General features: G+C 74.8%; 24 protein-coding genes. 9 read left to right on the top strand and 15 right to left on the bottom strand.

Translation table 11 applies throughout. From position 1 onward, the window contains the following. Positions 1-110: 110 nt before the first annotated feature. Both ACZ5GH_RS05955 and ACZ5GH_RS05950 read right to left on the bottom strand, forming a co-directional pair. Positions 111-1,379, bottom strand: coding sequence for an MFS transporter (locus ACZ5GH_RS05955; protein ID WP_464333650.1), 1,269 nt, complete (start codon positions 1,377-1,379; stop codon positions 111-113). Between the two features lie 269 nt (positions 1,380-1,648). Further along, on the bottom strand, positions 1,649-3,001 hold the full coding sequence (locus tag ACZ5GH_RS05950) for a right-handed parallel beta-helix repeat-containing protein (protein ID WP_387751304.1): 1,353 nt from the start codon (positions 2,999-3,001) through the stop codon (positions 1,649-1,651). Between the two features lie 97 nt (positions 3,002-3,098). On the opposite strand from ACZ5GH_RS05950, the gene ACZ5GH_RS05945 reads away from it, so the two are divergent. Beyond that, on the top strand, positions 3,099-4,262 hold the full coding sequence (locus ACZ5GH_RS05945; RefSeq protein ID WP_464333649.1) for a Dyp-type peroxidase: 1,164 nt from the start codon (positions 3,099-3,101) through the stop codon (positions 4,260-4,262). A gap of 210 nt (positions 4,263-4,472) precedes the next feature. On the opposite strand, the gene ACZ5GH_RS05940 is transcribed toward ACZ5GH_RS05945, so the two are convergent. Both ACZ5GH_RS05940 and ACZ5GH_RS05935 read right to left on the bottom strand, forming a co-directional pair. Beyond that, positions 4,473-5,729, bottom strand: a complete 1,257-nt coding sequence (locus ACZ5GH_RS05940) for a cytochrome P450 (protein ID WP_464333648.1) — start codon at positions 5,727-5,729, stop codon at positions 4,473-4,475. Between the two features lie 101 nt (positions 5,730-5,830). Next, complete coding sequence (locus ACZ5GH_RS05935) at positions 5,831-6,469, bottom strand: TetR/AcrR family transcriptional regulator (RefSeq protein WP_387751312.1); 639 nt, start codon at positions 6,467-6,469, stop codon at positions 5,831-5,833. A gap of 111 nt (positions 6,470-6,580) precedes the next feature. Here ACZ5GH_RS05935 and ACZ5GH_RS05930 point away from each other — a divergent pair, with 111 nt between their 5' ends. After that, positions 6,581-7,045 (top strand): DUF4345 domain-containing protein, encoded by a 465-nt coding sequence (locus ACZ5GH_RS05930; RefSeq protein WP_387751315.1) that lies wholly within the window; start codon positions 6,581-6,583, stop codon positions 7,043-7,045. A 141-nt stretch (positions 7,046-7,186) separates the two neighbouring features. Beyond that, positions 7,187-7,729: an MOSC domain-containing protein gene (locus ACZ5GH_RS05925; protein WP_387751318.1), complete on the top strand. Its 543-nt coding sequence runs from the start codon at positions 7,187-7,189 to the stop codon at positions 7,727-7,729. A 6-nt stretch (positions 7,730-7,735) separates the two neighbouring features. On the opposite strand, the gene ACZ5GH_RS05920 is transcribed toward ACZ5GH_RS05925, so the two are convergent. From ACZ5GH_RS05920 to ACZ5GH_RS05900, 5 genes are all read right to left on the bottom strand, one after another. Continuing rightward, on the bottom strand, positions 7,736-8,029 hold the full coding sequence (locus ACZ5GH_RS05920; RefSeq protein ID WP_464333647.1) for a hypothetical protein: 294 nt from the start codon (positions 8,027-8,029) through the stop codon (positions 7,736-7,738). 247 nt (positions 8,030-8,276) lie between these two features. After that, positions 8,277-8,597 (bottom strand): metal-sensitive transcriptional regulator, encoded by a 321-nt coding sequence (locus ACZ5GH_RS05915; RefSeq protein ID WP_464333646.1) that lies wholly within the window; start codon positions 8,595-8,597, stop codon positions 8,277-8,279. A gap of 74 nt (positions 8,598-8,671) precedes the next feature. After that, entirely contained in the window at positions 8,672-8,989 is a 318-nt protein-coding gene (locus tag ACZ5GH_RS05910; protein ID WP_464333645.1) for a heavy-metal-associated domain-containing protein, read from the bottom strand. Between the two features lie 164 nt (positions 8,990-9,153). Next, positions 9,154-9,987 carry an SDR family NAD(P)-dependent oxidoreductase gene (locus ACZ5GH_RS05905; protein ID WP_387751326.1) on the bottom strand — a complete coding sequence of 278 codons (834 nt, stop codon included), beginning with the start codon at positions 9,985-9,987 and terminating at the stop codon, positions 9,154-9,156. Further along, positions 9,984-10,556 (bottom strand): TetR/AcrR family transcriptional regulator, encoded by a 573-nt coding sequence (locus ACZ5GH_RS05900; RefSeq protein WP_387751329.1) that lies wholly within the window; start codon positions 10,554-10,556, stop codon positions 9,984-9,986. Before ACZ5GH_RS05900 ends, ACZ5GH_RS05905 begins: the two co-directional genes overlap by 4 nt. A gap of 114 nt (positions 10,557-10,670) precedes the next feature. On the opposite strand from ACZ5GH_RS05900, the gene ACZ5GH_RS05895 reads away from it, so the two are divergent. Beyond that, positions 10,671-11,390, top strand: coding sequence for an SDR family oxidoreductase (locus tag ACZ5GH_RS05895; protein WP_464333644.1), 720 nt, complete (start codon positions 10,671-10,673; stop codon positions 11,388-11,390). 178 nt (positions 11,391-11,568) lie between these two features. Here ACZ5GH_RS05895 and ACZ5GH_RS05890 read toward each other — a convergent pair whose 3' ends face one another. Further along, complete coding sequence (locus ACZ5GH_RS05890) at positions 11,569-13,146, bottom strand: serine protease (RefSeq protein ID WP_464333643.1); 1,578 nt, start codon at positions 13,144-13,146, stop codon at positions 11,569-11,571. Positions 13,147-13,278: 132 nt separating this feature from the next. Here ACZ5GH_RS05890 and ACZ5GH_RS05885 point away from each other — a divergent pair, with 132 nt between their 5' ends. Together ACZ5GH_RS05885 and ACZ5GH_RS05880 are read left to right on the top strand one after the other, a co-directional pair. After that, positions 13,279-13,980: an RNA polymerase sigma factor gene (locus ACZ5GH_RS05885; protein ID WP_464333642.1), complete on the top strand. Its 702-nt coding sequence runs from the start codon at positions 13,279-13,281 to the stop codon at positions 13,978-13,980. Next, positions 13,977-15,011 carry a CU044_5270 family protein gene (locus tag ACZ5GH_RS05880; RefSeq protein ID WP_464333641.1) on the top strand — a complete coding sequence of 345 codons (1,035 nt, stop codon included), beginning with the start codon at positions 13,977-13,979 and terminating at the stop codon, positions 15,009-15,011. Before ACZ5GH_RS05885 ends, ACZ5GH_RS05880 begins: the two co-directional genes overlap by 4 nt. 64 nt (positions 15,012-15,075) lie before the next feature. On the opposite strand, the gene ACZ5GH_RS05875 is transcribed toward ACZ5GH_RS05880, so the two are convergent. Next, on the bottom strand, positions 15,076-15,981 hold the full coding sequence (locus ACZ5GH_RS05875) for an NADP-dependent oxidoreductase (protein WP_464333640.1): 906 nt from the start codon (positions 15,979-15,981) through the stop codon (positions 15,076-15,078). A gap of 322 nt (positions 15,982-16,303) precedes the next feature. Between ACZ5GH_RS05875 and ACZ5GH_RS05870 the strand changes: the two genes are divergently transcribed. Then, positions 16,304-17,737: an MFS transporter gene (locus ACZ5GH_RS05870; RefSeq protein WP_464333639.1), complete on the top strand. Its 1,434-nt coding sequence runs from the start codon at positions 16,304-16,306 to the stop codon at positions 17,735-17,737. Positions 17,738-17,884: 147 nt separating this feature from the next. Next, complete coding sequence (locus tag ACZ5GH_RS05865) at positions 17,885-18,046, top strand: hypothetical protein (RefSeq protein WP_387751348.1); 162 nt, start codon at positions 17,885-17,887, stop codon at positions 18,044-18,046. A 160-nt stretch (positions 18,047-18,206) separates the two neighbouring features. Here the strand turns inward: ACZ5GH_RS05865 and ACZ5GH_RS05860 are convergent, their stop codons facing one another. From ACZ5GH_RS05860 to ACZ5GH_RS05850, 3 genes are all read right to left on the bottom strand, one after another. After that, the gene (locus tag ACZ5GH_RS05860; RefSeq protein ID WP_387751350.1) at positions 18,207-18,842 is read right to left on the bottom strand and encodes an NUDIX hydrolase; all 636 of its coding nucleotides are present in this window, start codon (positions 18,840-18,842) and stop codon (positions 18,207-18,209) included. Between the two features lie 80 nt (positions 18,843-18,922). Then, positions 18,923-19,873 (bottom strand): hypothetical protein, encoded by a 951-nt coding sequence (locus ACZ5GH_RS05855; RefSeq protein ID WP_464333638.1) that lies wholly within the window; start codon positions 19,871-19,873, stop codon positions 18,923-18,925. A 57-nt stretch (positions 19,874-19,930) separates the two neighbouring features. Next, on the bottom strand, positions 19,931-20,212 hold the full coding sequence (locus ACZ5GH_RS05850) for a metal-sensitive transcriptional regulator (protein ID WP_387751355.1): 282 nt from the start codon (positions 20,210-20,212) through the stop codon (positions 19,931-19,933). A gap of 246 nt (positions 20,213-20,458) precedes the next feature. Between ACZ5GH_RS05850 and ACZ5GH_RS05845 the strand changes: the two genes are divergently transcribed. Further along, complete coding sequence (locus tag ACZ5GH_RS05845) at positions 20,459-22,702, top strand: heavy metal translocating P-type ATPase (protein WP_387751358.1); 2,244 nt, start codon at positions 20,459-20,461, stop codon at positions 22,700-22,702. Between the two features lie 206 nt (positions 22,703-22,908). Here ACZ5GH_RS05845 and ACZ5GH_RS05840 read toward each other — a convergent pair whose 3' ends face one another. After that, on the bottom strand, positions 22,909-24,696 hold the full coding sequence (locus ACZ5GH_RS05840; RefSeq protein ID WP_464333637.1) for a protein kinase domain-containing protein: 1,788 nt from the start codon (positions 24,694-24,696) through the stop codon (positions 22,909-22,911). Between the last annotated feature and the right edge of the window lie 43 nt (positions 24,697-24,739).

The raw sequence follows: 24,739 nt of genomic DNA, 5'->3' as shown, positions 1-24,739 counted from the left end.
CATGCGGCAGCTGTTCGCCGGTCGGACTCGCCGGCCCACCCCGTGGGTCACCATATCGGCCGGTGGGGGCCGTCGGGCGGGAGAACGCGAAAGGCCCCCCGACGGGTGGGCTACTCGGCGTCCGGGGCGGCGGCGGCCGGGGCGCCCTCCATCGCGGTCATCCGCGGCAGCAGGAGCAGCACCGCGACCAGCAGGGCCAGCAGCAGGCCGCCGCCGACCAGGAGCGGGGTGCGGACGCCGACGGTGGAGGCGATCCAACCGCTCAGGGCGGCACCGGCCATGATGCCGAGTCGGCTCAGCAGCATGTAGCAGCTGTTGACCCGGCCGAGCAGCTCCTTCGGCACGGCCTGCTGGCGCAGCGAGATCGCCTGGATGTTCCAGGTGACCATCCCGAAGCCGATCACGGCGTACAGCGCGGCCACTTCGGCCACCGTGGTGCTCAGGCCGATCAGGATCAGCGAGACGCCCATCAGCAGGAAGGCGAGGGCGATCCGGGTGCCCCGGCCGAGCAGCCGGCTGAGCCGGCCGGCCAGAGTGCTGGCGGCGGTGCCGCCGATGGCGCCGGCCGCGAGGACGATGCCGTAGGCGGCGGCGGGGGCGTGGATGACCTTGGTGACCATCAGGACCACCATGGTGGTGCCCGTGAAGCAGGCCAGCGCGCCGAGGGTGGAGAGCACGGCGAGCATCCGCACGTCGCGGTGGTGCAGCAGCCAGTCGACGCCCTCGCGGATCTCGGTGAGCACCGGGCGGCGGTCGGCCCGGGTGCGCGGGGCGGTGGAGCGGCCGGTGGCGGCGACCAGGACGGCGGCGAGCGCGAAGGATATGCCGTCCACCGTGAAGGGCGAGGCGACGGCCACGGCGAACAGCGCGGAGCCGACCAGCGGGCCGACCAGGTTGCCGCCGACCAGCATGTTGGCCTGCAACCGGCCGTTGGCGGCGTCGAGTTGGTCGGGGCGGACCAGCTCGGGGACGGCGGAGGTGGCGGCGTTGGAGAAGACCGTCTCGCCGCAGCCGAGCAGGAAGGCCAGCGCGGCCAGCGCCACCAGCGGAGGGTCGGCGACCAGCACCCAGCAGGCGAAGCCCAGGACGACCGCGGCGCGGGCGGCGTCGATCGTCCACATCAGCCGCCGCCGGTCGGCCCGGTCGGCGAGCACCCCGCCGTACAGGGACATCACCAGGAAGGGCAGCGACGCGGCGACCGAGACCACGGAGACCGCGCTGGGGGAGTCGGAGACGGCCACCGCCAGCAGCGGCAGGGCGGAGTCCCGCATGCCGTCGCCGACCGAGGAGATCGCCGACGCGGACCACAGCAGATTGAACTTCCGGCCCAGTCGGGGACGGCTCTTGGACGGCTTCGCGGCCAGGTCAGCTGAGGTCACCGAGGCAGTATGTCATGTCCGCGGAGGACTTCCCGGGTGGTTTCCGAACTGCCTGAGGTGTCCCGAACTGTCCGTGTCGGCAAGGGCGTCGGGCTCATCCCGGGGTGTCCGGAGTGTCCGGGCGGAGCGGTCGGCGGGGCGGGCGGCTCCCGGCGGTCGCGGCAGGGTCCCGGGCGGGGGCCGCTGGGCCCGACCGCCCGACCGCCCGACCGCTTCCCGGCCGGCGGGCGCGGGCCCGCGGGCGGGCACGCGCCCGGACCTGGCGGGGGTCAGTGCTTCGGGACGGCGTCCGCGGACTCCGGCAGCGGGTAGGCGCCCGGGTCGACCGGGCCCGGGAGGCCGGTGGCCGGGCGGCCGGGCGCGGTCGGGTCGGGCAGCGAGGGCTGGGCGGGCGGCGCCGGAACCTGGCTGAACGGGATGCCGGGCGGCGCCTGGACCGGGGTGCTGCGGCCGAACGGCGGGGCGGTGCGGCCCTGGACGGCGCACCCCGCCAGCGTCTCCAGGCCGTCCGGGCTCTGCACGGCCGGCTGGTTGCCGCTGAAGCAGTTGGCCGGGTCGACGGAGGCCAGGACGAGGTCGGTGCCGTTGCCGGTGGCCCGGTTGTCCTCGACCCGGTTGCCGCTCGCGGGGTGCCCGGGCGGGTCGGTGACCACGATGCCGGCCGCGCGGTTGCCCCGGACCAGGTTGCGCTGCACCTGGTTGGCCGTGCCGCCGCCGATCCCGATGCCGATCCCCCAGGCGCCGTCGGCCTGTTGGGGGGTGTCGGAGGCGTTGTTGTCGGTGACGACGTTGCCCGCGATCACCGCGCCGTGCTGCGGGGCGAGGGCCTCCAGGTCGTTGGAGTTGACGGTGACGCCGACCCGGTTGCCGTTGATCCGGTTGCCGACGATGGTGACCCCGTCGGAGGCGTTGGTGAGCTCGATGCCGACGGCGTTGCGCTCGACGGTGTTGCCGCGCACCAGGGTGTCGCAGGGCTTGCACTGGCCGACGTAGATGCCCGAGTCGGCCTGCCCGGAGGCGTACGAGTCCTCGATGACGCCGCCGCGGGCGTCGAAGGCGTAGATGCCGTACAGGCCGTTGTTGTACGAGGTGACGTTGCTCGCCCGGAAGCCCTCGACGACCGGGAAGCGGGCGGTGTCCAGCGGGTCGTAGGCGGAGCCGCCGGCGCCGCGCTGCTGGAGCTTCTCGTCGGTGACGCCGGTGAACAGCACGCCGTTGGCGAGGTATCCGTGGACGGTGAGGTTCTCCACCACCGAGCCGGGGCCGGTCGCCGTGATGCCGTTGACCAGCCGCAGCCCGCCGTCCAGGACCACGGTGCCGCGGTCGGTGCCGCGCAGCACGATCCGCGGCTTGGTCAGGCGCACGCTCTCCCGGTAGGTGCCCGGGTCGACCAGCACGGTGTCCCCTTCGCGGGCGACGTCCACCGCCTGCTGGATGGTCGGGAAGTGCTGCGGGACCCGGACGACCGTGCCGTCCGGGTGCTTGGCGTCGGAGGAGGACGAGCCGCCCGAGGAGCAGCCGGCGAGGGCGAGGACGGCGGCGGCGAGCAGCGCCGGCAGGCGCCTGGCGGTTCGGGCCCCGGGCGAGGGGGTTGTGCCGGAGCGCAGGTGACGTGTGGTCAAAAGTTGCATACGGCGTGTTCTATCGTCTCCAATGTCGCCCATGCATGCCGAAACCGGAAAGGCGCAGGACCAGCCACCGACCGTCAGAAGCGGCGGCGTGGATCGAAGGGGGCTGCTCGCGGGCGGGGCGGCGGTGGCCGCCGGGCTCGGCGCGGGGGTCACGGCGCTGGCGCTGGGCGGCGGGAACGCCCGGGACGGCCGCGGCCGGACGGCGGCGGCGCCGGAGCCGTCGGCGGTGCCCTTCCACGGCGAACGGCAGTCCGGGGTGACCGCCCCGCAGCAGCCGGCCACCGAGCTGCTGGCCCTCGACCTGGCGCCCGCCGCGACCTCGGACGGCCGGGCCGCCCTGCGCGGCCTGCTCGGCGGGTTGACCCGGGTGCTGGCCGAGGCGGCGGGCGACGAACCGGCGGACTCGCGGCTGCGGGGCGGCCGACCGGCCCGGCTGAGCAGCCTGGTGGGGGTCGGCCCCGGTCTCGCCGCCCGGTTGGGGCTGGACGTTCCGCCCGCCCTGCTGGCCGGGCTGCCCGACTTCCCCGGGGACCGGCTCGACCCGGCGCGCGGCGGCGGCGACCTGGTGGTCCAGCTGTGCGCGGAGGACCGCTGGCCGCTGTCCGTCGTCGCCGAGCAGGTGGGCGCGACGGCCCGGGCGGCCGGCGCCACGGTGCGCTGGACGCAGTCCGGCTTCCTGGCCCGGACGGCCGCCGGCGCCACCCCGCGCAACCTGTTCGGCTTCAAGGACGGCACGGCGAACCCGGACGGCACGGACGCCGGGCAGTGGGTCTGGGGCCCGCCGGGGCCGTACGAGCACGGGACGGTACTGGTCTACCGCCGGATCCGGATGGACACCGCCGCCTTCGCCGCCCTCCCCGGGGACCGCCAGGAGCAGGTGATGGGCCGTCGGGCCGGCGACGGCGCCCCGCTCACCGGTACGGCGGAGCACGACGAGCCGGACATCTACGCCAAGAACCCGGACGGCTCGTACGTCATCCCCGCCACCGCGCACGTCCGGCTCTCCAGCCCCCGGCTGGACGGCGGCGCCCGGATGCTGCGCCGGGGCTACAGCTACGACGACGGCCCGGGCGACCGCGGCCTGCTGTTCTGCGCCTTCGTACGCGACCCGGCCCAGTTCACCCGGGTCCAGAACCGGCTGGCCGCGCGCGACGCGCTCAACGCCTTCGTCGAGCACACGGCCTCGGCGGTGGCCTACGTGCTGCCGGGCGCCCCGGCGGGCGGGACGCTGGGGGACGGGCTGTTCGGCTGAGCCGTGCGGGGGAACGGTCGCTGTCCGGCGGGACTTCACCGGTACCGGTACCGGCGTCGGAGCGGCGGCCCGGCCGTGCGCGGAGTGGCGAGGGGAAGCCCGGCGCGCCGGCGCCCTCGGGAGCGGTGGTCGGCGCCCTGCTCGACGGGTGGCGCCGAGCGGGGCGCCGCTCCGACGCGGCGCCCCGGGCCCTACCGGTCCACCGGGCGGCTACCAGTCCACCGGGAGGCGGGCCGGGCTCCGGGTGGTGCCGCCGAGCTGCCAGGCGAGCTCCGCGACCGGGACGGTGAGGCGCAGGCCCGGCAGGGCGGTGGCGAGGCGGTGCAGGGACTCGCGCATCTCCAGCCGGACCCGCCAGGCGCCGATGCAGTAGTGCGGGCCGGCACTGAAGGCGAGGGTGGGGGCGGGCAGCGGCAGGCCGAGGTCGGCGTCGAGGCCGTCGGGGTAGACGGCCGGGTCGCGGTTGGCGCTGCCGAGGCTGACGGCGACGACCGCGCCGGCCGGCACGGTGACGCCGCCGACCTCGATCGGCGCGGTGGTGCGGCGGATGGTCGCCTCGTCGTCGCCGAGCGGGATGTAGTGCAGCAGCCGTTCGGCGGTGCGCTCGGCGACGTCCGGGTCGGCGAGGCGCGGCCAGTGCTCGGGGCGTTCGCCGAGCACGTAGACCAGGGCGTTGGCGAGTGCCCCGGCAACGCTCTCGTTGCCGCTGGCGGTGAGCCCGGCGGTGAGGAAGACGAGTGACTCCTCGGGGACGCCGCCGTCCTGGTCGGCGGCCCGGACCAGTCGGCTGACCAGGTCGTCGCTGGGCTCGCGGCGCCGGCGGGCGACCAACTCGCCCATGAAGGCGCCGAATTCGGCGAGGGTGTCGCCGTGGTCGGCCCCGTCGGCCCCCTCGGCGCCGGTCGACCCGTCGCCCTGTTCGCCGCCCTGCCCGTCGCCCTGTTCGTCGCCCTGGGCGAGCAGGGCGACGGTCCAGCGGTGCAGCCGCTCCTCGTCCAGGTGGTCCGGCCCGTCCCCGTCGAGCCCCATCAGCCGGGTGGTGACGGCGAACGGCACCGGCCGGGCGAACGCGGGGACCAGATCGGCCGGCGGGCCGGCGGCGACCAGCCGGTCCACGGACTGCTGGACGGCGGCCGCGACCCACGGCTGCCAGCCGGCGATGGCGCGCGGGGTGAAGGCCCGTTGGACGGTGCCGCGCAGCCGGCGGTGGGCGGGCCCGTCCTGGTTGAACAGGGACGCCGGGTTGGCGGCCACGTCGGCGGTGGCGCCCGCGGTGCCGACGTCATGCAGGTCGGCCCGGGTGACCCGGGGGTCGCCGAGGACCTGGCGGACGTCGTGGTAGCGGGTGATCAGCCACGCGGGGGTGCCGTCCGGGAGGGTGGTGGGGTGGGGCGGCTGGGCCGGGGTGGTGGGGAGCCGGTGGAGCGGGGGCAGGGTGGTCCGGGTGTCGGCTGCGGCGGAGTCCATGGGTCCCTTCGCGGAGTTCGGAGGTCCGGCAGGTCGGGGGAGTCGGAGCATCCAATTGTCATATATTCATAGGGACTTGGACGCTTGCGGCGATTCTCCCGTTACGCCCCGATGGTATGCCCTCGGCGCTCCCAGCCGGGTGCCGGATCGACGGGCAGCAGCGGCCGGAGCGCGCCCAGTACGGCGCCGATGCAGGTGTCCCGCAGCTCGGTGCGGGTGCAGGTCTCCTCGGTCAGCCAGTCGAGGACCAGTACCCGGACGAACACCAGCCAGCCGCGCAGGACTTGGGACACCGCCTGCCGCGCCCGCTCGTCCGCGAGCGGGAGGACGCCGAGCAGCCGGTCGCGCAGGGCGTCGAGCTCCTCGGCGATGATGGTCTGGATCACCTGGTCCCCGGCCAGCACGCGGTTGGCCGCGAGCACGGCGTGCCGGTTGGCGACGAAGTAGTCCAGGTGGGCGTCCATGCCCTCGACCAGCTGCTCGACCAGGGTGTCGGCCGGGTCGAACCGGCTCCTGGCGAGCAGGTCGTCGGCGGCCTCCCGGTAGACGGCGGCGAAGAGCTCGTGCTTGCTCGGGAAGTGCCGGTAGAGCAGCGCGCGGGAGACCCCGGCCCGCTCGGCGACCTCCTCCATCAGCACCTCCTCGTACGGCCGTTCGGCGAACAGCCGGGCACTGACGGAGAGCAGCTGGGCGCGTCGCTCGGCGGGGGCGAGCCGGCGGCGGCGTTCGTGGACTGGCATGCGGGCAGGTTACTTGACACGTGTCTACTTGGCGGCGCTAGCCTGGTGCCGCACGCTTAGTAGACACGTGTCAACTGTGTCGACCGGACCTCTGTGACGGGTGGGTGGGTCATGGCCAGGGCATTACGGGTGCTCGTGTGGACGATGGGGGTCGCCTGCGTGGCGATCGGCTTCTTCCACCTGCTGCTGGGGAACGCCGCGATCCCCGGGATCGCGGACGCCGGCCCGACGGTCGACAGCTTCGGCCGCTTCATGGGCGCGGTCTTCGCCGGGTACGGCGCGGCCTGGATCCAGGCCGCCCGGCAGGCGCCGGTGCCCGCCCGGGCGGTGCGGTGGCTGGCTGCGGTGCTGCTGCTGGGCGGCCTCGCGCGGGTGCTGTCGATCGCGGCGGACGGCCGGCCGCACTGGTTCCAACTGGTGCTGATGGCCGTCGAATTCGGGCTCCCACCGGTCTACTGGTGGCTCGCCGACGCGGACGAGCGGGCACGCGGCGGGGGCCGGCCCGGCGGGGGCCGGCCTGCCGAGGGCCAAGCCGTCGGGGCCGGGCCCGCCGGAGCCGGGCCCACCAGGGCGTAGCCCGGCGGCGCGACGCCGTACCCGGCCGTCCTGGACGGGTACGGCGTCGCCACTGCCGCGGGCGCCCTCGGCGGGCCGGCCGCACCGGGCGACTATGCTTCCGCACCGACCGAACGCCCGTCCGAGAGGGGAGCCCGGAAGATGAGCGGCACCGTGGTGGCAGTCAGCAGCAACGCCGAGTACGCGTTCACCAAACCGAACCGGGACGGCATCACACTGCTCGCCGGGCTGGGCGTCGAGGGGGACGTGCACGCCGGGGTGACGGTCAAGCACCGTTCCCGGATGGCCCAGGACCCGACCGCGCCCAACCTGCGCCAGGTCCACCTGATCCACCGCGAACTGCTCGCCGAACTCGGCGAGTCCGGCTTCGACGTGGCGCCGGGCGCGCTCGGCGAGAACATCACCACCGAAGGTGTCGACCTGCTCGGCCTGCCGGTCGGCGCGGTGCTGCGGATCGGCCCGGAGGCGGAGGTGGAGATCACCGGCCTGCGCAACCCGTGCGCCCAGATCGACGGCTACCGGCCCGGTCTGCTCAAGCAGGTCGTCGGCCGCGCCGAGGACGGCACGATCGTGCGCCGCGCCGGAGTCATGGGCGTCGTCCGCACCGGCGGCCCCGTCCGGCCCGGCGACACCGTCGAGGTCGACCTCCCGGACGGCCCGCACCGCCCGCTCGACCGGGTCTGAGGACCGTCAGGCACCGGTCGCTTCCCCGCCGAGGTGGCGCAGGTCGTAGAGGTACGACCGGCCCGCCTTCCAACTGCGCCACGGCCCGGCCGGCGGAAGCGCCCGGTGCCGGTCCTCGCCCAGCAGCGGACCGGAGTTGGGCACCCCCGCGGCGTCGACCACGCACCAGCCCCGCTCCGGCAGCCACCGGCACCACAGGTCCAGGTCCTGCCGCCGGTACGACGGTCGGCCGTGGAAGACGCCGTCCGGGTCGAAGCGGTACACCAGGCCGTCCAGCCGGCGGACGAACTCGATGGACACGGTGGGCTCCTCCCTCTGTTCGACCGCGCCGCCGCGGCGGCGACCGGCGCCGTCGCAGCGTCCGGATCACCCGGAGCCGTCGGGAGCCGCGCGTTCATGCCCTCCAACACGGACCGCACGCCCAGCTCGCGGCGAGGAGTTACCCCTACCGGGTACCGATATGCAACAGGACGCCCTCCGGCCGGCAGGTGCGCCGGAGGGCGTCCTGTCCTGTGCTGTGCCTCCCCGCGATCTGCCCGTGCGGGCCTCAGGAGCGGACCAGGCGGGCGATGGCCTGGTTGGCCTCGCGGATCTTGGTGCTCGCCTCCTGGCCGCCCTCGGCGATGGCGTCGCGGACGCAGCATTCGATGTGCTCGTCCAGGAGTTGGAGGGCGAAGGACTGGAGCGCGCGACTGGCGGCGGACACCTGGGTGAGGACGTCGATGCAGTAGGTGTCCTGTTCGACCATGCGCTGGAGGCCACGGATCTGGCCCTCGACGCGGCGGAGCCGCTTGAGGAAGTCGTCCTTGTGGGAGCTGTAGCTGGCCATGGCCGTCTCCGGTTCCTGTGCGGTGAGGAGTGGTCTCACTCTACCGGGGGCGCGGTGGGGTGGAGCCGGCCCGGACGGGCGGGGTGGTGCCCGCCCGGGCCGACGACGGTGGGTCAGCCCTGGACGCGGCCGACCAGCTCGTAACCGGCCTCGTCCACGGCGGCGGCCACGTCGGAGTCGGCGAGCGGCTTGGTGCTGCCGACGGTGACCTGGCCGGTGGCGAGGTCCACGGCGACGTCCTCGACGCCGTCGAGCTTCTTCAGCTCGGCGGTCACCGAGGAGACGCAGTGACCGCAGGTCATGCCCTGGACCTGGAAGACCGAGGTCCGGGCGGACTCGGCGGCGGGGGCCGCACCGGCGTTGGTGCCGCACGAGCCGCAGCAGGAGGAGGTCTCGGCGGCGGACTCGACGGTGACGGTGGTCTCGCTCATGGGTGTGCTCCTGTCGTGGGTGCCCGGCGCCGACCCGGACTGCCCGGGCGGCTGCTTCATTTCGAAGGTACCATACCCCCCTAGGGTAATGAAGGGGCTCGCCGGGAGCCGCGCCCGAAGCCGCCAACACCACGCTGTGGCAGTGCTGTTGCCCTCGGAGGCGCTCAACCCAGGGGGTTCTCGGCTTCGGTGAGTCGCAGGCTCGCCTGCCACAGGCGCAGTCGGGCCGCGCTGTCGTAGGCCTGGGAGTGGGCGCGTGCGTCGCGGGTGCGGTCGTAGAAGCGTCCGGTGGTACCGGCGAGTGCCGGGTCGGTGACGAGCCGGCGGGTGGCGGTCACTCCTTCTTCCAGCGTGTCGATGCTGTGTCCGATCTCGGCGAGGACGATCTTGGTCGGCATGTAGGTCGCGGGGTGCAGGCTGTTGACCGTGACCTCGTCGGCGGGCAGGCGTGCGGCGAGCTCGAAGCCGGACGCGATCTGGGCGAGCTTGCTCTGGCCGTAGGCCCGGGTGCCGTCGTAGTCGCGCTCCAGCATCAGGTTCTCGAAGTCGAGCGGGTGCTGGCCGATGGAAGCGACGTTGACGATGCGGGCCGGCGCTGACGCGCGCAGCAGCGGCAGGAGTTCGAGGGTGAGCAGGAAGCCGGCGAGGTGGTTGACGGCGAAGCGCAGCTCGTGGCCGTCGGCGCTGGTGCGGCGGGTGCGGCCGTCCGGTTGCCCGGCGCCGATGCCGGCGTTGTTCACCAGGACGTCGAGTCGGTCCACCGACGCCCGGATCTCGGCGGCCATGCGGCGGACCTGGCCGAGGTCGGCGAGGTCCGCGGTCACGGTCCGGGGCCCGGATGCGCCGCGGGCCGCGAACCGGTCTGCGACGCGGTCGAGTTTGGCCTGGTCGCGGCCGTGCAGGATCAGGTCGGCGCCGTCGGCTGCCAGGCGTTCGGCCAAGGCCAGGCCGAGGCCGTCGGTGGCCCCCGTGACGAGGATGGTGCGGCGAGGGGTCATTGCCGGTCCCCCCGGTCGATCACCGTGCCGGTCGGGGGTTGGGCGGTCTGCGTGAGGGTGGCCGTGAGGTCCTCGACGAGGTCGTCGCCCATGGGCCGGCGCGTGGCCAGGAGGCGGTACCACAGGGTGCCGAACACGATGTCCAGGACGGTGGACGGAGCAGGGCGGGGCGGCAGGTCGCCCCGTGTCCGGGCCCGGTCGAGGACTGCCTGGAGCGCGTCGCGCCGGCGCTGCAGGAAGGCACTGCGGAAGAGTCGGCCGAACTCCTCGTTGATCTGGGCCTCCGCCATCAGGACGCGCAGGATGTCGACGACAAGCTGCTGGCGGCCGAGCCGGAAGGTGTCCCCGAGGAAGGCCCGTAGGTCGTCGGCATAGGAGCCGTGGTCGGCGTTCGTGACGTACAGATCGGCTTTCACCGCGAGTGCTTCGAGGAGAACGTGGGCCTTGGAGGGCCACCAGCGGTAGATCGTCTGTTTGCCGCATCCGGCGCGGTTGGCGATTCCTTCGATCGTCAGGCCCGCGTATCCGACCTCGCCGACCAGTTCGAACGCCGCGACCAGGATCGCCATCCGGCTCTCCTCGCTGCGCTTGCGTCCCGGGCGTGACTCCAAGGGGGGTTGATCGTCCATGACCATGGAGGCTAGCTTAATTCGAGACGCAGCGGTTCGAAATAAGGAGACGTCATGTCCCAGCGCACTGCCCTCGTGGTCGGGGGAACGTCCGGCATCGGGCTCGCAACGGCCCGCCTGCTCCAGGCTCGTGGCGCCACGGTGCACATCGCCGGCCGCAGCAAGGAGCGCCTTGACGCCCTTGCCGTCACGGACGCCGAACTGGTCGGGCACCGGGCCGACGCCGGAAACCCTGACGAGATGAGCGCCCTCGCCGAGGCGACCGGCGGCATCGACTGGCTGGTCCTGGCGGCCGGCGGAAGCGAAGGGCCGGGGCCGGTGGCCGATCTCGACCTGACGATGCTGCGACGCGCGTTCGAGGCGAAGTTCTGGCCCCACGTCACCACGATCCAGGCGGTCCTACCGCACCTCACGCCGGACGGGTCCATCACCCTGCTCGGCGCCATCACCGCGCGGACCGGCATGCCGGGAACCGCCGGCATCGCCGCCATCAACGGCGCCGTCGAGGCCCTGATCAGGCCGCTGGCCGCGGAACTCGCTCCGATACGGGTGAACGCCGTCTCTCCCGGGTTCGTCGACACGCCCTGGTGGAACGGCCTGCCGGAGGACGCCAAGCGCGAGTACTTCGCACAGGCGGCCGCCACCCTGCCGGTCCGCCACATCGCCTCGGCCCAGGAGATCGCCGAGGTCGTGGCCCTGGCCGCCACCAATGCCAACCTCACGGGCACCATCATCGAGACCGACGGGGGCGCGCGTCTGGTCTCGCTCGGCTGACCTGCCCACCGCGCCGTGGCGTCCTGCTCCTGCCGCCTCACCTCGGCAGGGGCAGGACGCCGACACCCAACGCCGGGGTGACCCCCGGCCGGGCCGGCGCATGGTCCGGCCCCCCGGTGGACCCAACGCGAGGACGGAAATCTGAGTGAAACTCAGGACAGTGACGGTGCGGGCGAGTTCACGCCGTGCGGTAGGCGTCGGCGATGGTCTGGTCGAGGGTGTTGCCGTCGGTGTCGGTGAGTTCGGCGCGCAGGGAGACGCCGGTGCCCGGGGGCGGGTTGTGGACGGTGACGGCGCCGTCCGCGAGTGGGAGGCGGGTCCACGAGGCGCCGGCGTCGGTGGAGGCCGAGACGGTCAGCGAGCGGGTGCGGCCGTCGGCGGCGGCGCCCTGGACGGTCACCGGGATGCGGAGGGGGCGGCCGGCCGCCGCGGTGCCGGCCGGGGTGAGCTCGGGGGAGAACCGCACGACGCTCACCGGGAGCGCGGTCGCTCCGGCGGTGGCGGCCGAGGCGAAGGTCCAGGACGCGGTCACCCGGGTGGTCGCGCCGGCCGCGGCCCTGCGGGTCGCCGTGGCGGCCAGTCGGTAGGACGCCCGGCCCGGCGCCACGGTGAACTCGCCGCGTCCGGGCGTGCCGGACGCGGCGCCGACCAGTACGCCGTCGCGGTGGAGCGAGGTGTAGGCGGTGTCGAACGACGGGGTCGACGGCACGTGGCCGTCGCCGTCGGCGAGCAGCGGGACGTCGGCGGTGATCCGGTCGCCGTCGCGGACGACGGCGGGGCGGTCGGTGAGCGCGGGGCCGAAGACCGGGCCGTCGAAGGTGTGGCCGGTCGTGCTCCCGGCCCGTACGGCGACGCGGTCGGCGGAGTAGTGGCGCGGCGCCGTGCCCTCCGGGCCGGGGGCGGTGTAGCCGATGTCCCAGGTGCCGCGCTCGGGCGTGACGTGGAAGGTGGCGGTGCCCGGCGTCCTCATGCTGTTGGAGGCGCCGATGGTCTGGCCGTCGGTCGGCTGGAGGTTGTACAGGCCGAACCCGGTACCGCCCGGCCCGGCGGCGCCGCGGATGTTCACGGTGGCCAGCTCCGGTGCGGAGTAGTGCCGGGTGAGGCCGGTGAGGGCGCGGGTGCCCGAGAAGGTCGGGCCGAGCACGTAGCCTCCGCCGTCGGTCTCCCAGTGGGAGTCGAACCACTGCCTCAGCGCGCCGGGTTCGGTGTCGGGCCCCAGGTGGGCCACGCGCAGGTTCGTCGATCCGTTGCCGACGTGGGCCGTCCTGCTGACACCGCCGTGGGTGACCTCGACGGACATCGTGCTCTGCCGGAAGCGCGCGGAGCCGTCCGGGGGCCGGACGTCGACGGGGGCGGTGGTCCGCGCGTCGACGGTGACGGTGGTGTCCCGGTCGAGGTCCAGGCGCGGCTGGACGATCCAGTCCGTCCAGTACGGGGACCCGGTACCCGGGCCGCCCGAGCTCAGGGTGCTGTCCAGCAGGTACCGGCCCCTGGGCAGGCGGACGGTGGTGACGCCGGACGCGTCGGATTCCTCGACGACCTGCTCGGGCCCGGCCTCGAAGATCCCGGCGACATGGGTGCGGTACGGCCGGACCGGATGGCCGGCGCGGTCCAGGTGCCTGATCGTGAGGGTGTACGTCGGCGGCCCGGCGGCGAAGGCCGGGCCGCCGAAGGCGGGAGCCGAGAGGCCGGCCGCCGAGGTGCCGGCCAGCGCGACGGTGACGGCCAGGGCCCGGAGGGCGTTCCGACGGGGCACGGAACGGGGATCGGAAGGTGCGCTCATGCTCCGTACTGCTCGGACGGACGGGGGAGTTCCCGCGATCCGCCTGTGACACATGTCACCGGAACCCGCGCAACGGGCCGGGCAGGGCAGAGTGTGGAAGCACTCATGAGAACGCGTCTTCGCCGCGGCGACCCCGACGTCCTGGGCGAGCTGTACGACGAGCACGCCCAGGTGTTGTACCGCTACGCCCTGCGCGTGACGGGCGACTGGGCGGAGGCCGAGGACGTCGTCTCGACGACCTTCCTGGAGGCGTGGCGGAGCCGGGAGCGGCTGCACCCCGACGGCGACGGCCTGCGGCCGTGGCTGCTGGGGATCGCGACCAACGTCATGCGCCGCAACGCCCGTGCCCGCCGGCGCCGCGACCTCGCGCTCGCCCGGCTCCCGGAGCGCGGCTCCGTCCCGGACTTCGCCGACGACCTGGTCGCGCACCTCGCGGACGTGGACCAGCTGTGCGCCGCGCGCCGTGCGCTCGGCCGGCTCCGGCGCCGCGACCGGGAGGTGTTCACCCTCGTGGTGTGGGCCGGGCTGGACTACGCGAGCGCGGCCGAGGCGCTCGGCACGCCGGTCGGCACCGTCCGTTCCCGGCTGTCCCGGGCGCGGGCCCGGCTGCGCGAGCTGACCGAGGCCGAGGCGAGGGCCGAGGCGAAGGCGCGATCCAGGGTCGCAGCGAAGGCCGGGGCGAAAGCGCGAGCCAGGGCCGAAGCCAGGGCGGCGGCCGGTGCCGGGGCCCGCTCCGCCGTCACCGCCCTGCCCGTACCGGGTCGCGTCCCCGCGCTCCGGCCGTCGACCCAGGAGAGCCACGGATGAACGCCGCCCCACGGCGCGGTCCGCACTGCCAGTCGGAGGAGTCCGAGGAGTCCGAGCGCCGCGGACTCGCCGAGCTGCTGCCCCCGCCGGCGGTGCCGGACCTGCGGGAGGATCGTCAACTGCTGCTGCGGGAACGTCTGTTGCGCGATACCGCGTCCGGCGAGCCGCGGCGGCGGCGCGCCACCCGGCGTCCGGTCCGGTTCCGGATCGCCATGCCGGCGCTCGCCTGCGCGCTGGCCGTTGCCGGCGCCCTGGCGGTGGACCTCGGAGGTACGGCCGGGCGCGACCGCGCGGCGGTGACCGAGGGCGCTGCCGCCACCGTAACGGCCGAGGCGGTGCTCCTCCTCGACCGCATCGCGCTCGCCGCCGCCGACGGGCCGGAGCAGCCGCCGGTCCGCGCCGACCAGTTCGTCTACATCGAGAGCCGAGTCGCCTACGCGGCGCAGAGCGCCGCCGGCGGTCCCGTGACGATGGCTCCCGCGCACACCCGACAGGTCTGGCTGTCCGCCGACGGCAGCCGCCCCGGCCTGCTGCGCGAGGAGGGCGGGCCCGACAGCCGGCTCGACACCCCGCGCGGAAGCGGACCGTCGATCGACGCGCCGACCCACACGTACGTCGCCTCGCTGCCCACCGACCCGGACGCCCTGCTGGAGCTGATCAGGGACGGTGACCCCGGCCAGGACCCGAACCAGCGGGCCTTCGCCGCGATCGGCGATCTGCTGGCCGAGACCTGGGCTCCGCCGCGGGTCAGCGCCGCGCTCTACCGGGCCGCCGAGCGGATTCCCGGCGTCACCGTCGTCCCGTCGGCCGTCGACGCCGCCGGGCGCGAGGGTGTCGCCGTGGCCCGTACGGCGCACGGACGGCAGACCCAGTGGGTCTTCGACCGGACCACCTACGCGTTCCTCGGCGAGCGCACGGTTCTCGACGGGGACGGCGACGCGGGCCCGACCGGGACGGTGGTCGGCACCTCGGCCGTCCTCGCCAAGGGCGCGGCCGACCGGGCCGGTGAACTTCCGTCAGCAGCGCGGTGATCCGCTGACGCGCTGAGCCGGGCGAGGGCCCCGGCCCGCGCCCGGCCGGGACGGCCGGACGGTCTCAGAAGGTGACGACGATCTTCCCGGTCAGCCCGCCCTCCCGGAACCGCTCGTGCGCGGCCCGGATCCGGTGGAGCCCGTAGGTGGCGTGCACGCGCGGGTGCAGCGCGCCCTCGTCCACGAGCCGGGCCAGTTCGGCCAGCCCGGCGCCGTCCTCGCGGACCTGGTGGACGGCGGTGCGCACGCCCCGGGCGGAGAGGTCGGGTACCGGGCCGGCCTGGGTGGCGATGGACGCGTACCGGCCGCCGTCCGCGACCGCCTCCGTGACGAAGGCCCCGAAGGTGTCGAAGACGGCGTCGTAGCGGCGGCCCCCGAAGGCGGCGGGATCGGTGGAGACCAGGCCCGCGCCGTGCTCGCGGACGAAGGCGGCCTGGCCGTCCCGGGAGACCAGGGCGTCCACCTCGGCGCCGCGCGCCCGGGCGATCTGCAGGGCCAGGCCGCCGACCGCACCGGCGGCGCCGGCGACGAGCAGCCGCTCGCCGGCGGACACCGCGAGCCAGTCCAGGGTCTGCAGCGCCGTCAGGCCGGGCAGCGGCAGCGTGGCGGCCTCGACCAGGCTGACCGTGCGCGGTGCGACGGCCACCGCCTCCGCCGGAAGGGCGACCAGGTCGGCCCAGGTGCCCCGGGCGGTGTCGAGCTGGTGCGACATCGCGAACACCCGGTCCCCCGCCCGCAGCGGGCTCGCGCCGCCGTCGACCACCACCCCGGCCAGGTCCCAGCCGAGCGTCAGCGGCAGCGGGGGAGTCCCCTCGCCGATGGCCCCCTCCCGGGTCTTGTCGTCCACGGGGTTGATGCCGGTCGCGACGGTCCGCACCAGCACCTCCCCGGGCCCGGGCAGGGGCCGCCGGTCCTCGACGAGGTCGAGGACCTCGGGGGAGCCGAAACGGTCGATGCGGATGGCGCGCACGGAAGTCCTCTCGTCCTGAGGCCTGCTGACGCTTCGTGGAACCGCGACGGAGATCACGGGATTCCCGCGCCAGTCACCGGTTCTCGCACCCGCACCCGCCCCCGCCCGACGGTATACCCCCTGCCCCCATGGCGCCGGATTCCCCCGCTGCCTTCCGTAGATAAACCGTACCCCCCTAGGGTATGTTCATCGACGTCCCCGCCGGAGCCGCCGGCCGGAGTGCCCGCCTCGCCCTTACTGCGAGTTGGCACTTTCCGGCCGCGCTCCGATGCCCCGGCCGCGGCGATGGCTAGATACCCCCAACGGGTAAGGAGCAAGAGAAATGGCAACCGACAACACCGGGCCGAACCCCCGGAGGTGGCGCGCCTTGGCGCTGATCGCCGCCGCGCAGTTCGTCGTGATCATGGACACCTCGATCATCGGGGTGGCCCTGCCCAAGATGAAGGACGACCTCGGCTTCGGCCAGGAGGACCTGTCCTGGGTGTTCAACGCGTACGTGGTCGCCTTCGGCGGCCTGCTCCTGCTCGGCGGACGGCTCTCCGACCTGCTCGGCGCCCGCCGCCTGTTCAGCGCCGGCTGGGCCGTCCTCGGCGCCGGCTCGCTGCTCGCCGGGCTCGCCCAGAACGTCCCGACCGAGCTGGCCGGCCGCGGCGTCCAGGGCCTCGGCGCCGCGCTGATCGCCCCCTCGGCGCTCACCCTGCTGATGACGCTCTTCGGCGGCAACCCGAAGGAACTCACCAAGGCCTTCGCCCTGTACGGCGCGGCGGCGCCGGCCGGCGGTACCGCGGGCGTCTTCCTCGGCGGCCTGATCACCCAGTACATCAGCTGGCCCTGGGTGTTCTACGTCAACATCCCGGTGGCCGTGGTCGCGCTGCTCGCCGCCCCCGCGCTGATGCCCTCCGCGCCCCGGCGCAGCGGCGGCATCGACGTCCTCGGCGCGCTCACCGTCACCGGCGGCCTGGCCGCCGCGGTGTACGCCGTCGTCCGTGCCCCGGAGGAGGGCTGGGCCTCGGCGTCCACCCTGCTGACGCTGGCCGGCGCGGCCGTGCTGCTGATCGCCTTCCTGGTCATCCAGGGCAGGCGCCGCGAGCCGCTGATGCGGCTGAGCATCTTCCGGGTGCCGAACCTCGGCGCCGCCAACCTCGCCCAGTTCCTGCTGGCCGCGGCCTGGGTGCCGATGTGGTTCTTCCTCAACCTCTACCTCCAGCAGGTGCTGCACCTCGGTGCCTTCGCCAGCGGCGCGGCCCTGCTGCCGATGACCGTCGCCATCATGGCCATCATGATCACCGCGGCGCCCAGGCTCATCGCCCGCTTCGGCCCCAAGGCGCTGGTCGTCACCGGCATGCTGGCCCTCGGCGCCGGCCTGTTCGGGCTCTCACTGGCCCGCCCGGACGGCAACTTCTGGACCGACGTGCTGCCCGCCTCGCTGCTCGCCGCGATCGGCATGGCGCTCGCCTTCATCCCCTCGCTCGGCACCGCGATCTCCAGCACGCCCCCGCAGGACGGCGGCCTCGCCTCCGGCATCGTCAACACCGGCTACCAGGTCGGCTCGGCGCTCGGCCTGGCCGCGATGACCGCGCTGGCCGGCGCCCGGACCCCGGACGCCACCGTCGAGGGCCTGACCTCGGGCTTCTCGGCCGCCTTCGTCGGCGCCGCGGCGATCGCGGTGGTCGGCGGCCTGCTCGCGATGGCCACCCTGCGCACCCCGCGCCCCGAGGGCGCGGCCCGCGAGGCGCGGTCGGCGACGGCCGCGTGAGGCCGTCCACCACCCCACCGCGGGGCGGGCCCGGAACCGGCGCCCGCCCCGCCCGCCCCGCCGGGGGCCGCGTCGACCGACGCGGCCCCCGGCGGCCGTGCACCGCCGTCCCCGTTCCGTCCGCCCTCCCCCGCGAAGGAGCGTCCGATGAGGCCCCGCGAAACCCCCGCCACCCTGCCGCCCGCGCTGCTGCGGGCCGTACGCCACCCCGTCACCCGCTGCCTGATCGCCTGCCTGGCCGGCGCCGCCGCGGCAGCCGCCGCCGAGCCGGCCAGGCCCGCCACCGCCCGCGGCTGCCCGGGGCGCTGACCGGCGCCGTCCGTCGCACCCCCGCCCGGCGACCGACAGGTGAGGTCGAGCGGGTCCCCGACCCTGATCCGCTTCATCGACGCGTCGGCGACCCGGACCTCGACGGTCTTGGAGCCGCCGGTGATCAGGTCGAGTCGTGGTCAAGACCTGTGGACCGTGATCACCGGCTGGTCGTGGGGGCGTCGTGCTGCTCCACGAAGGGGATGAACTCGCTCTGGTGGTCGGCCAGTAGACCGGCGGCCTGGTGCACCGGGAGGAAGTAGCAGCGGAAGACCATGCCGTGGTCCTGGTCTCCTTGCTGTCCCGCAACGGTGTGCATCCAGGTGTCGCGGGTCTCGGTGGTCTGTGCGTGGAAGAACACGGTGACCCGGGGCCGGCCGGTGTGAGGGTGCCGGCGCTGCTGCACGGCCAGGGCGGTGTCGAGCACGACGGCGGTGACGCCGGTTTCCTCCGCGATCTCCCTGAGGACGGCATCGGTGAGACGCTCCCCGGGATTCACGCCACCCGCCGGCACCTGCGTACCGGCCTCGGGGTGATCGCGGTGATCGAAGACGAGCAGTTCCCGGCCGCCCGGGACGTTGCGGGTCACGTAGGCGGCTGTTCGCACGCGCGCGGGTTGCACCGGATGTCCCTCCATGTTGTCGGGTGGCGCTCCGTGATCACGCTGCTGCGGCTTCGGGCCGTTCGATGAGGTGGCCGTTCTCGAAGCGGGCGCCGCAGCGATGTCGCCGGACGGCAGTCCCAGCGGATGGCGCAGCGTCAGGACCCGGGATGCTCCGGCAAGCCGCTCCAGCATACGTACGGACGACGACAGCAGAGAAGTGCCGGGCGATCCCTCTGCGGGACCGCCCGGCACCTCTCTGCTGTCGCGCCTGTTCAGTGCTGGTGGCCGCCCGTCTCGCCGGTCGGGTGGGCGGTGGGAGCGGCGGCCGGGGCCGCGGGGGCGGTGGTGCCGTCGGTGGTCAGGGTGAACGCCGCGGTGCGGACGGTGTCCCCGTGCTTGAAGTCCAGGAAGAGCCGGTAGGCGCCGTTGCTCGGGGCGGTGGTGGTGAAGCCGATCTCCGGGCCCGGGACGGTGATGTCCGGGTGGACGTGCAGGTAGGCGAGGTCGCCGGCGCGCAGCGCGACGAGGTGGCCGTACGCGCCGAGGTAGGGCTGGAGGTCGGTGACCGGCCTGCCGTCCTTGCTGACGCTCAGGGCGAGCCGGCCGCTGCGCCCGGGGGTGAGGTCGCCGCCCAGGGTGACGGTGTAGCCGTCGACGGTGACGGTCCGTCCGGTCTCCGGGAGCGGGGCGGGCCGCAGGTCACCCGCGGAGTGGAGGTCGGCGCCGAGGGTGAGGCCCTCGCTCTGGCCGGCCGGGGTGAAGTCCGCGAAGACCCGGTACTCCCCGGCGGCGGGGACGGCGGTCGGGGCGCTCCAGGTGCCGTCGGCGGCCAGCGTCGGGTGCAGGTGCTGGAAGGTCGACAGGTCGCGCGGGGCGACGATCAGGTGCAGGTCCTTCTCGTGCTGCGGCTGGTAGGCGGTGACGGGCCTGCCGTCCGCGCCGAGGATGCGGAACCGCAGGTCGGTGGGGGAGCCGGCGTTCACGAAGGGGGTGTCGACGCTGAGCGTGTAGCCGCGTTCGGAGACCTGCAGCCCGCCGGGCAGGTGCTCGGCGGCGGGTGCGGTCCCGGCCGCCCGGCCGGGGTCGGCGGTGTGCCCCGCGTGCCCGGCGGTGGCGGGCCTGGGGGACGGGCCGCTGCCGGTGGCGTTGCCGACGCCGAGGGCGAGGCCGAAGGCGGCGGCGAGTCCGGCGGCGAAGGCGGTGATGCGCAGCGGGGTGTTCATGGCGGGGTTCTCCTCGTGACGCGGAGCGGGCGGCGGATGGGAAGGGGCGGCGGGTGCTCAGGCCCGCATGAGCCGGGCGATGGCCTGGCCGGCCTCGGCGACCTTGGCGTCCGCCTCGGCGCCGCCGCCCGCGATGGCGTCGTGGACGCAGTGGGCGAGGTGGGAGTCGAGCAGCTGCAGGGCGACGGACTGGAGGGCCTTGGTGGCGGCCGAGACCTGGGTCAGCGTGTCGATGCAGTAGGTGTCGGTGTCGACCATGCGCTGGAGGCCGCGGATCTGGCCCTCGACGCGGCGCAGTCGGCGCAGGAGCTGGTCCTTGTCGGTGCGGTAGCCGGCCATGGGGGCCCTCCTCAGGAGTCCGGCGGGGCTCGGTGTGCCATGAGTGAATACCCCACGGGGGTATCAAGTCAAGCGGATCGTTCCTTCGAGAAAATACCTAGCGGGGGTATCGCCAAGGCTTGCGGCTGATACCCCTTGGGGGTATAACTGAACCCGGCACCGCCCGATACCCCTCCGCGGTATGAAGGCCCGGCCGCCGAACGTACCGCACGGCAACCGCACGATTGACGTTCACGAGGAGCGACGATGACTACGCAGGCACCCGCCTCGGCGGAGGTGGAACTCTCGATCGGCGGCATGACGTGCGCCTCCTGCGCGGCCCGGATCGAGAAGAAGCTCAACCGGATGGACGGGGTCACGGCCAGCGTCAACTACGCCACCGAGAAGGCGAAGGTCTCCTTCGAGGGCGGTGTCGAGGTCGCCGACCTGATCGCGACGGTCGAGGCCACCGGCTACACCGCGGCGCCGCCCAAGCCCCCGGTCACCGAGGGGGCGGGCGGCGAGCCGGCCGAGCCGGCCGACGAACTGGCCCCGCTGCGCCAGCGGCTGTTCACCGCGGTGGGGCTCGCGCTGCCGGTGATCGCGATGGCGATGGTGCCGGCCCTCCAGTTCGACAACTGGCAGTGGCTCTCGCTGACCCTCGCCGCGCCGGTCGTCACCTACGCCGCCTGGCCGTTCCACCGGGCCGCGTTCACCAACGCCCGGCACGGCGCCGCGACCATGGACACCCTGGTGTCGCTCGGCACCGTCGCCGCGTTCCTCTGGTCGCTGTGGGCGCTGTTCTTCGGCGACGCCGGGATGCCGGGCATGCGGCACGGCTTCGAGTTCACCATCGCCCGCACCGACGGCTCGTCCAACATCTACCTGGAGGCGGCGGCCGGCGTCACCGCCTTCATCCTGGCCGGCCGCTACTTCGAGGCGCGCTCCAAGCGCACCGCCGGGGCCGCGCTCAAGGCGCTGCTGGAACTGGGCGCCAAGGACGTGACGGTGCTGCGCGGCGGCGCCGAGGTGCGCATCCCGATCGCGGACCTCGCCGTGGGCGACCGCTTCGTGGTCCGGCCGGGAGAGAAGATCGCCACCGACGGCGTGGTGGTCGAGGGCGCCTCGGCGGTGGACGCCTCGATGCTGACCGGCGAGTCCGTCCCGGTCGAGGTCGGGGTCGGGGACGGCGTCACCGGCGCCACCGTCAACGCGGGCGGACGCCTGGTGGTCGAGGCCACCCGGGTCGGCGCGGACACCCAGCTGTCCCGGATGGCCAAGCTGGTCGAGGACGCGCAGAACGGCAAGGCCGCCGCGCAGCGCCTCGCGGACCGGATCTCCGCGGTCTTCGTGCCGATCGTGATCACCCTCGCGGTGGCCACCCTCGGCTACTGGCTGGGCACCGGCGAGGGCTGGACCGCCGCCTTCACCGCGGCGGTGGCCGTGCTGATCATCGCCTGCCCGTGCGCGCTGGGCCTGGCCACCCCGACCGCCCTGCTGGTCGGCACCGGCCGCGGCGCCCAGCTGGGCGTCCTGATCAAGGGCCCGGAGGTCCTGGAGTCCACCCGCAAGGTCGACACCATCGTGCTGGACAAGACCGGCACCGTCACCACCGGCCAGATGACCCTGCTCGCGGTGCACACCGCCGAGGGCGTGGCCGAGGCCGAGGTGCTGCGCCTGGCCGGCGCCCTGGAGCACGCCTCCGAGCACCCGATCGCCCGGGCGATCGCCACCGCCGCCGCCAAGGCCGGCGAACTGCCCGCCGTCGAGGGCTTCGAGAACGTCCCGGGCCTCGGTGTCCAGGGCGTGGTGGACGGCCACGCCGTGGTGGCCGGCCGGGAGGCCCTGCTGAACGAGTGGTCGCAGCGGCTGCCCGAGGCGCTGGCCGAGGCCAAGCGCACCGCCGAGGCGGCCGGCCGGACCGCGATCGCGGTCGGCTGGGACGGCGAGGCCCGGGCCGTGCTGGAGGTCGCCGACGCCGTCAAGCCGACCAGCGCCGAGGCGATCGGCAGGCTGCGCGCCCTGGGCCTGACCCCGGTGCTGCTGACCGGCGACAACCGGCTGGTCGCCGAGGCCGTGGCGGCCGAGGTCGGCATCAGGCCGGAGCACGTGATCGCCGAGGTCATGCCGCAGGACAAGGTCGACACGGTCAAGCGGCTGCAGGCCGAGGGCAAGGTCGTGGCGATGGTCGGCGACGGCGTCAACGACGCGGCCGCGCTCGCCCAGGCCGACCTGGGCCTGGCGATGGGCACCGGCACCGACGCCGCGATCGAGGCCGGCGACCTCACCCTGGTCCGCGGCGACCTGCTGGCCGCGGCGGACGCCATCCGGCTCTCCCGCAAGACCCTGAGCACCATCAAGAGCAACCTGTTCTGGGCCTTCGGCTACAACGTCGCCGCCCTGCCGCTGGCCGCCGCCGGCCTGCTCAACCCGATGATCGCGGGGGCCGCGATGGCCTTCTCCTCGGTCTTCGTGGTCGGCAACAGCCTGCGGCTGCGCCGCTTCCGCTGAGCGGCCGGCAGCGAGGGCGCCGAGCAGCCGAGCAGCCGAGTGACCGCGTGACCGGGTACCGGCGAACCGGTGGACGCGGAACCGAGCCACTCCCCACCGCCGGGCCGAGGCCCCGGAACCCCCGTCAGGGTTCCGGGGCCTCGGCGTGTCCGGGTCCGTCGGCGCCCGCCTCCGCGGCCTCCGCGGTCTCCTCGGCGTCCGCGGATTCACCCCTCCGGCAGCTCCACCGCCTGCCAGCGGTACGCCGCGTCCTCCTGCCACACCTGCAACTCGCCCTCCACCACCGCCGCCAGGCACAGCCGCCAGTCGTCGCCCATGGCCAGCGCGACCCGGGTGGCCGGGCGCAGCGTCGGCCGCCACCAGCGCGGCCGCCGGGAGGCGCCGCCGGCCGGCAGCCGCAGCCGTACGCCGCCCGCGCCGGCCAGTGCGAGGGTCGGGCCGCCGCGGTGGCCGACCATGGCGATGCCGAGCGAGGGCTCGCCGTCGCCGATCTCGGTCCCCGCCCCGGCCGCGCCGAGGGTGTGCAGCTGGACCGATCCGTCCGGCCGCAGTGTGGCGGCCTGCGTCCCGGCGGACGTGCGGGCCAGCGCCCCGGCGCGCAGCGGGCCGGGCGGGCCCACCGGGAGGGGCCGTCCGGATGCTCCGGGCCGCCAGCTGAGCACCCGCTCGCGGTGCTCGACCAGCAGCAGCCAGGCGCCGGGCCGTTCCTCCTCGGCGGCGAGCACCCGGTCGGCCGGGCAGCCGGGGTGCTCCTGGCCGGTGAGGGTGCGACCGGGCGCCCAGCGGTAGGAGCGCAGCGCGCCGCCGGCCGCCGTCCAGACGGTCATCTCCCCGGCCGAACCGGCCGCGCCCGCCAGGCCGTTGACCCCGCGTGCCGCCTCCCACCAGCCGCCCGCCGTACCGACCCACAGGGTGCCGCCGCGGTCCTCGGCGCAGACCACCAGCTCGCCCTGGGGCCCGGCCCAGCCGGCCGTCAACTCGCGGACGGCGGAAGGGCCCTGGCCGGACGGGAGCCGTCGGCCGAGGTGGCCGGGACCGGCCAGCGCGGTGCCGTCGGCGCCGCCGGTGACCACCAGCGGCCGACCGGTCGGGTCGGGCAGCACGGCCAGGCCCGCGGTCCGGGCCACCGGCCGGTGGGCGCGCAGCAGTTCACGTCCCCGGGCGGCCCACGGCCCGAGCGGGGAGGGGCGGCGGTCCGGCTCGCGGGCCAGCGGCTCGCAGGCCCAGCGCGCCAACTCCTCGCTGTAGCCCGCCGCCAGCAGCTCGGCGCGGGCCTGCTCGGCGGCCAGCCGGTGGTCCAGCCGGCCGTGGTCGGGCAGCAGCAGGATGCGGGCGAGGGTGCCGACCGCGAACAGGTCCTTGGCGGTGGTCGGGAAGCCGCCCACCTGCTCGGCCTCCGGCGGGACGTGCCCGGGGGTGAACACCGCGACGGTCAGGGTGTGGTCCAGCGGGGCGAGGAAGGTCAGGTCGATCAGCTTGACCTGCCCCTGGCCGTCCACCAGGACGTTGGCGGGGGAGATGTCGCGGTGCACCCAGCGCTTGCGGTGCAGCTCGTCGACGATCCGGCAGAGCCGGCTCAGCACCTCGGCCACCGCCGGCGGGCCGCCGCGCTGGCCGCGCGCCCAGGTGTGCAGCGGTACGCCCTCGACCCAGGGCGAGATCTGGTAGCCGAGCAGCGCGCCGCCGGGCGGGGTGCCGGGCCGGTGCGGGGAGGGGCCGAGCAGGAAGCTGGGCACCACCAGGTCGGTGACGCCCAACCGGTGCGCGTTGTGCGAGACGTCGTCCCAGCGGCCGAGCCAGCGCCGCACCTCGGCCGGGTCGCGCTCCAGCATGATCTTCGCGGCGACCAGCTCCTTGCGCCCGTTGTGCCCGGTGCGCACCGCCCGCCACACCTCGGCCTCGCCGCCCCGGTGGTGGAACTCCAGGAGCTCGTACTGCTCGGGGTCGAACTCCGGCCCGAACCGGAGGCCGGGCACCCAACGCGACTCGGACACACGACCCCCGACGCTTCTGACCGCTGGTGACGCGCCGTCCGCG

The organism is Kitasatospora sp. Xyl93 (genome assembly GCF_055383135.1).
The sequence above is the reverse complement of the archived record's forward strand: the minus strand, read 5'-3'. Positions and strand labels throughout refer to the sequence as shown.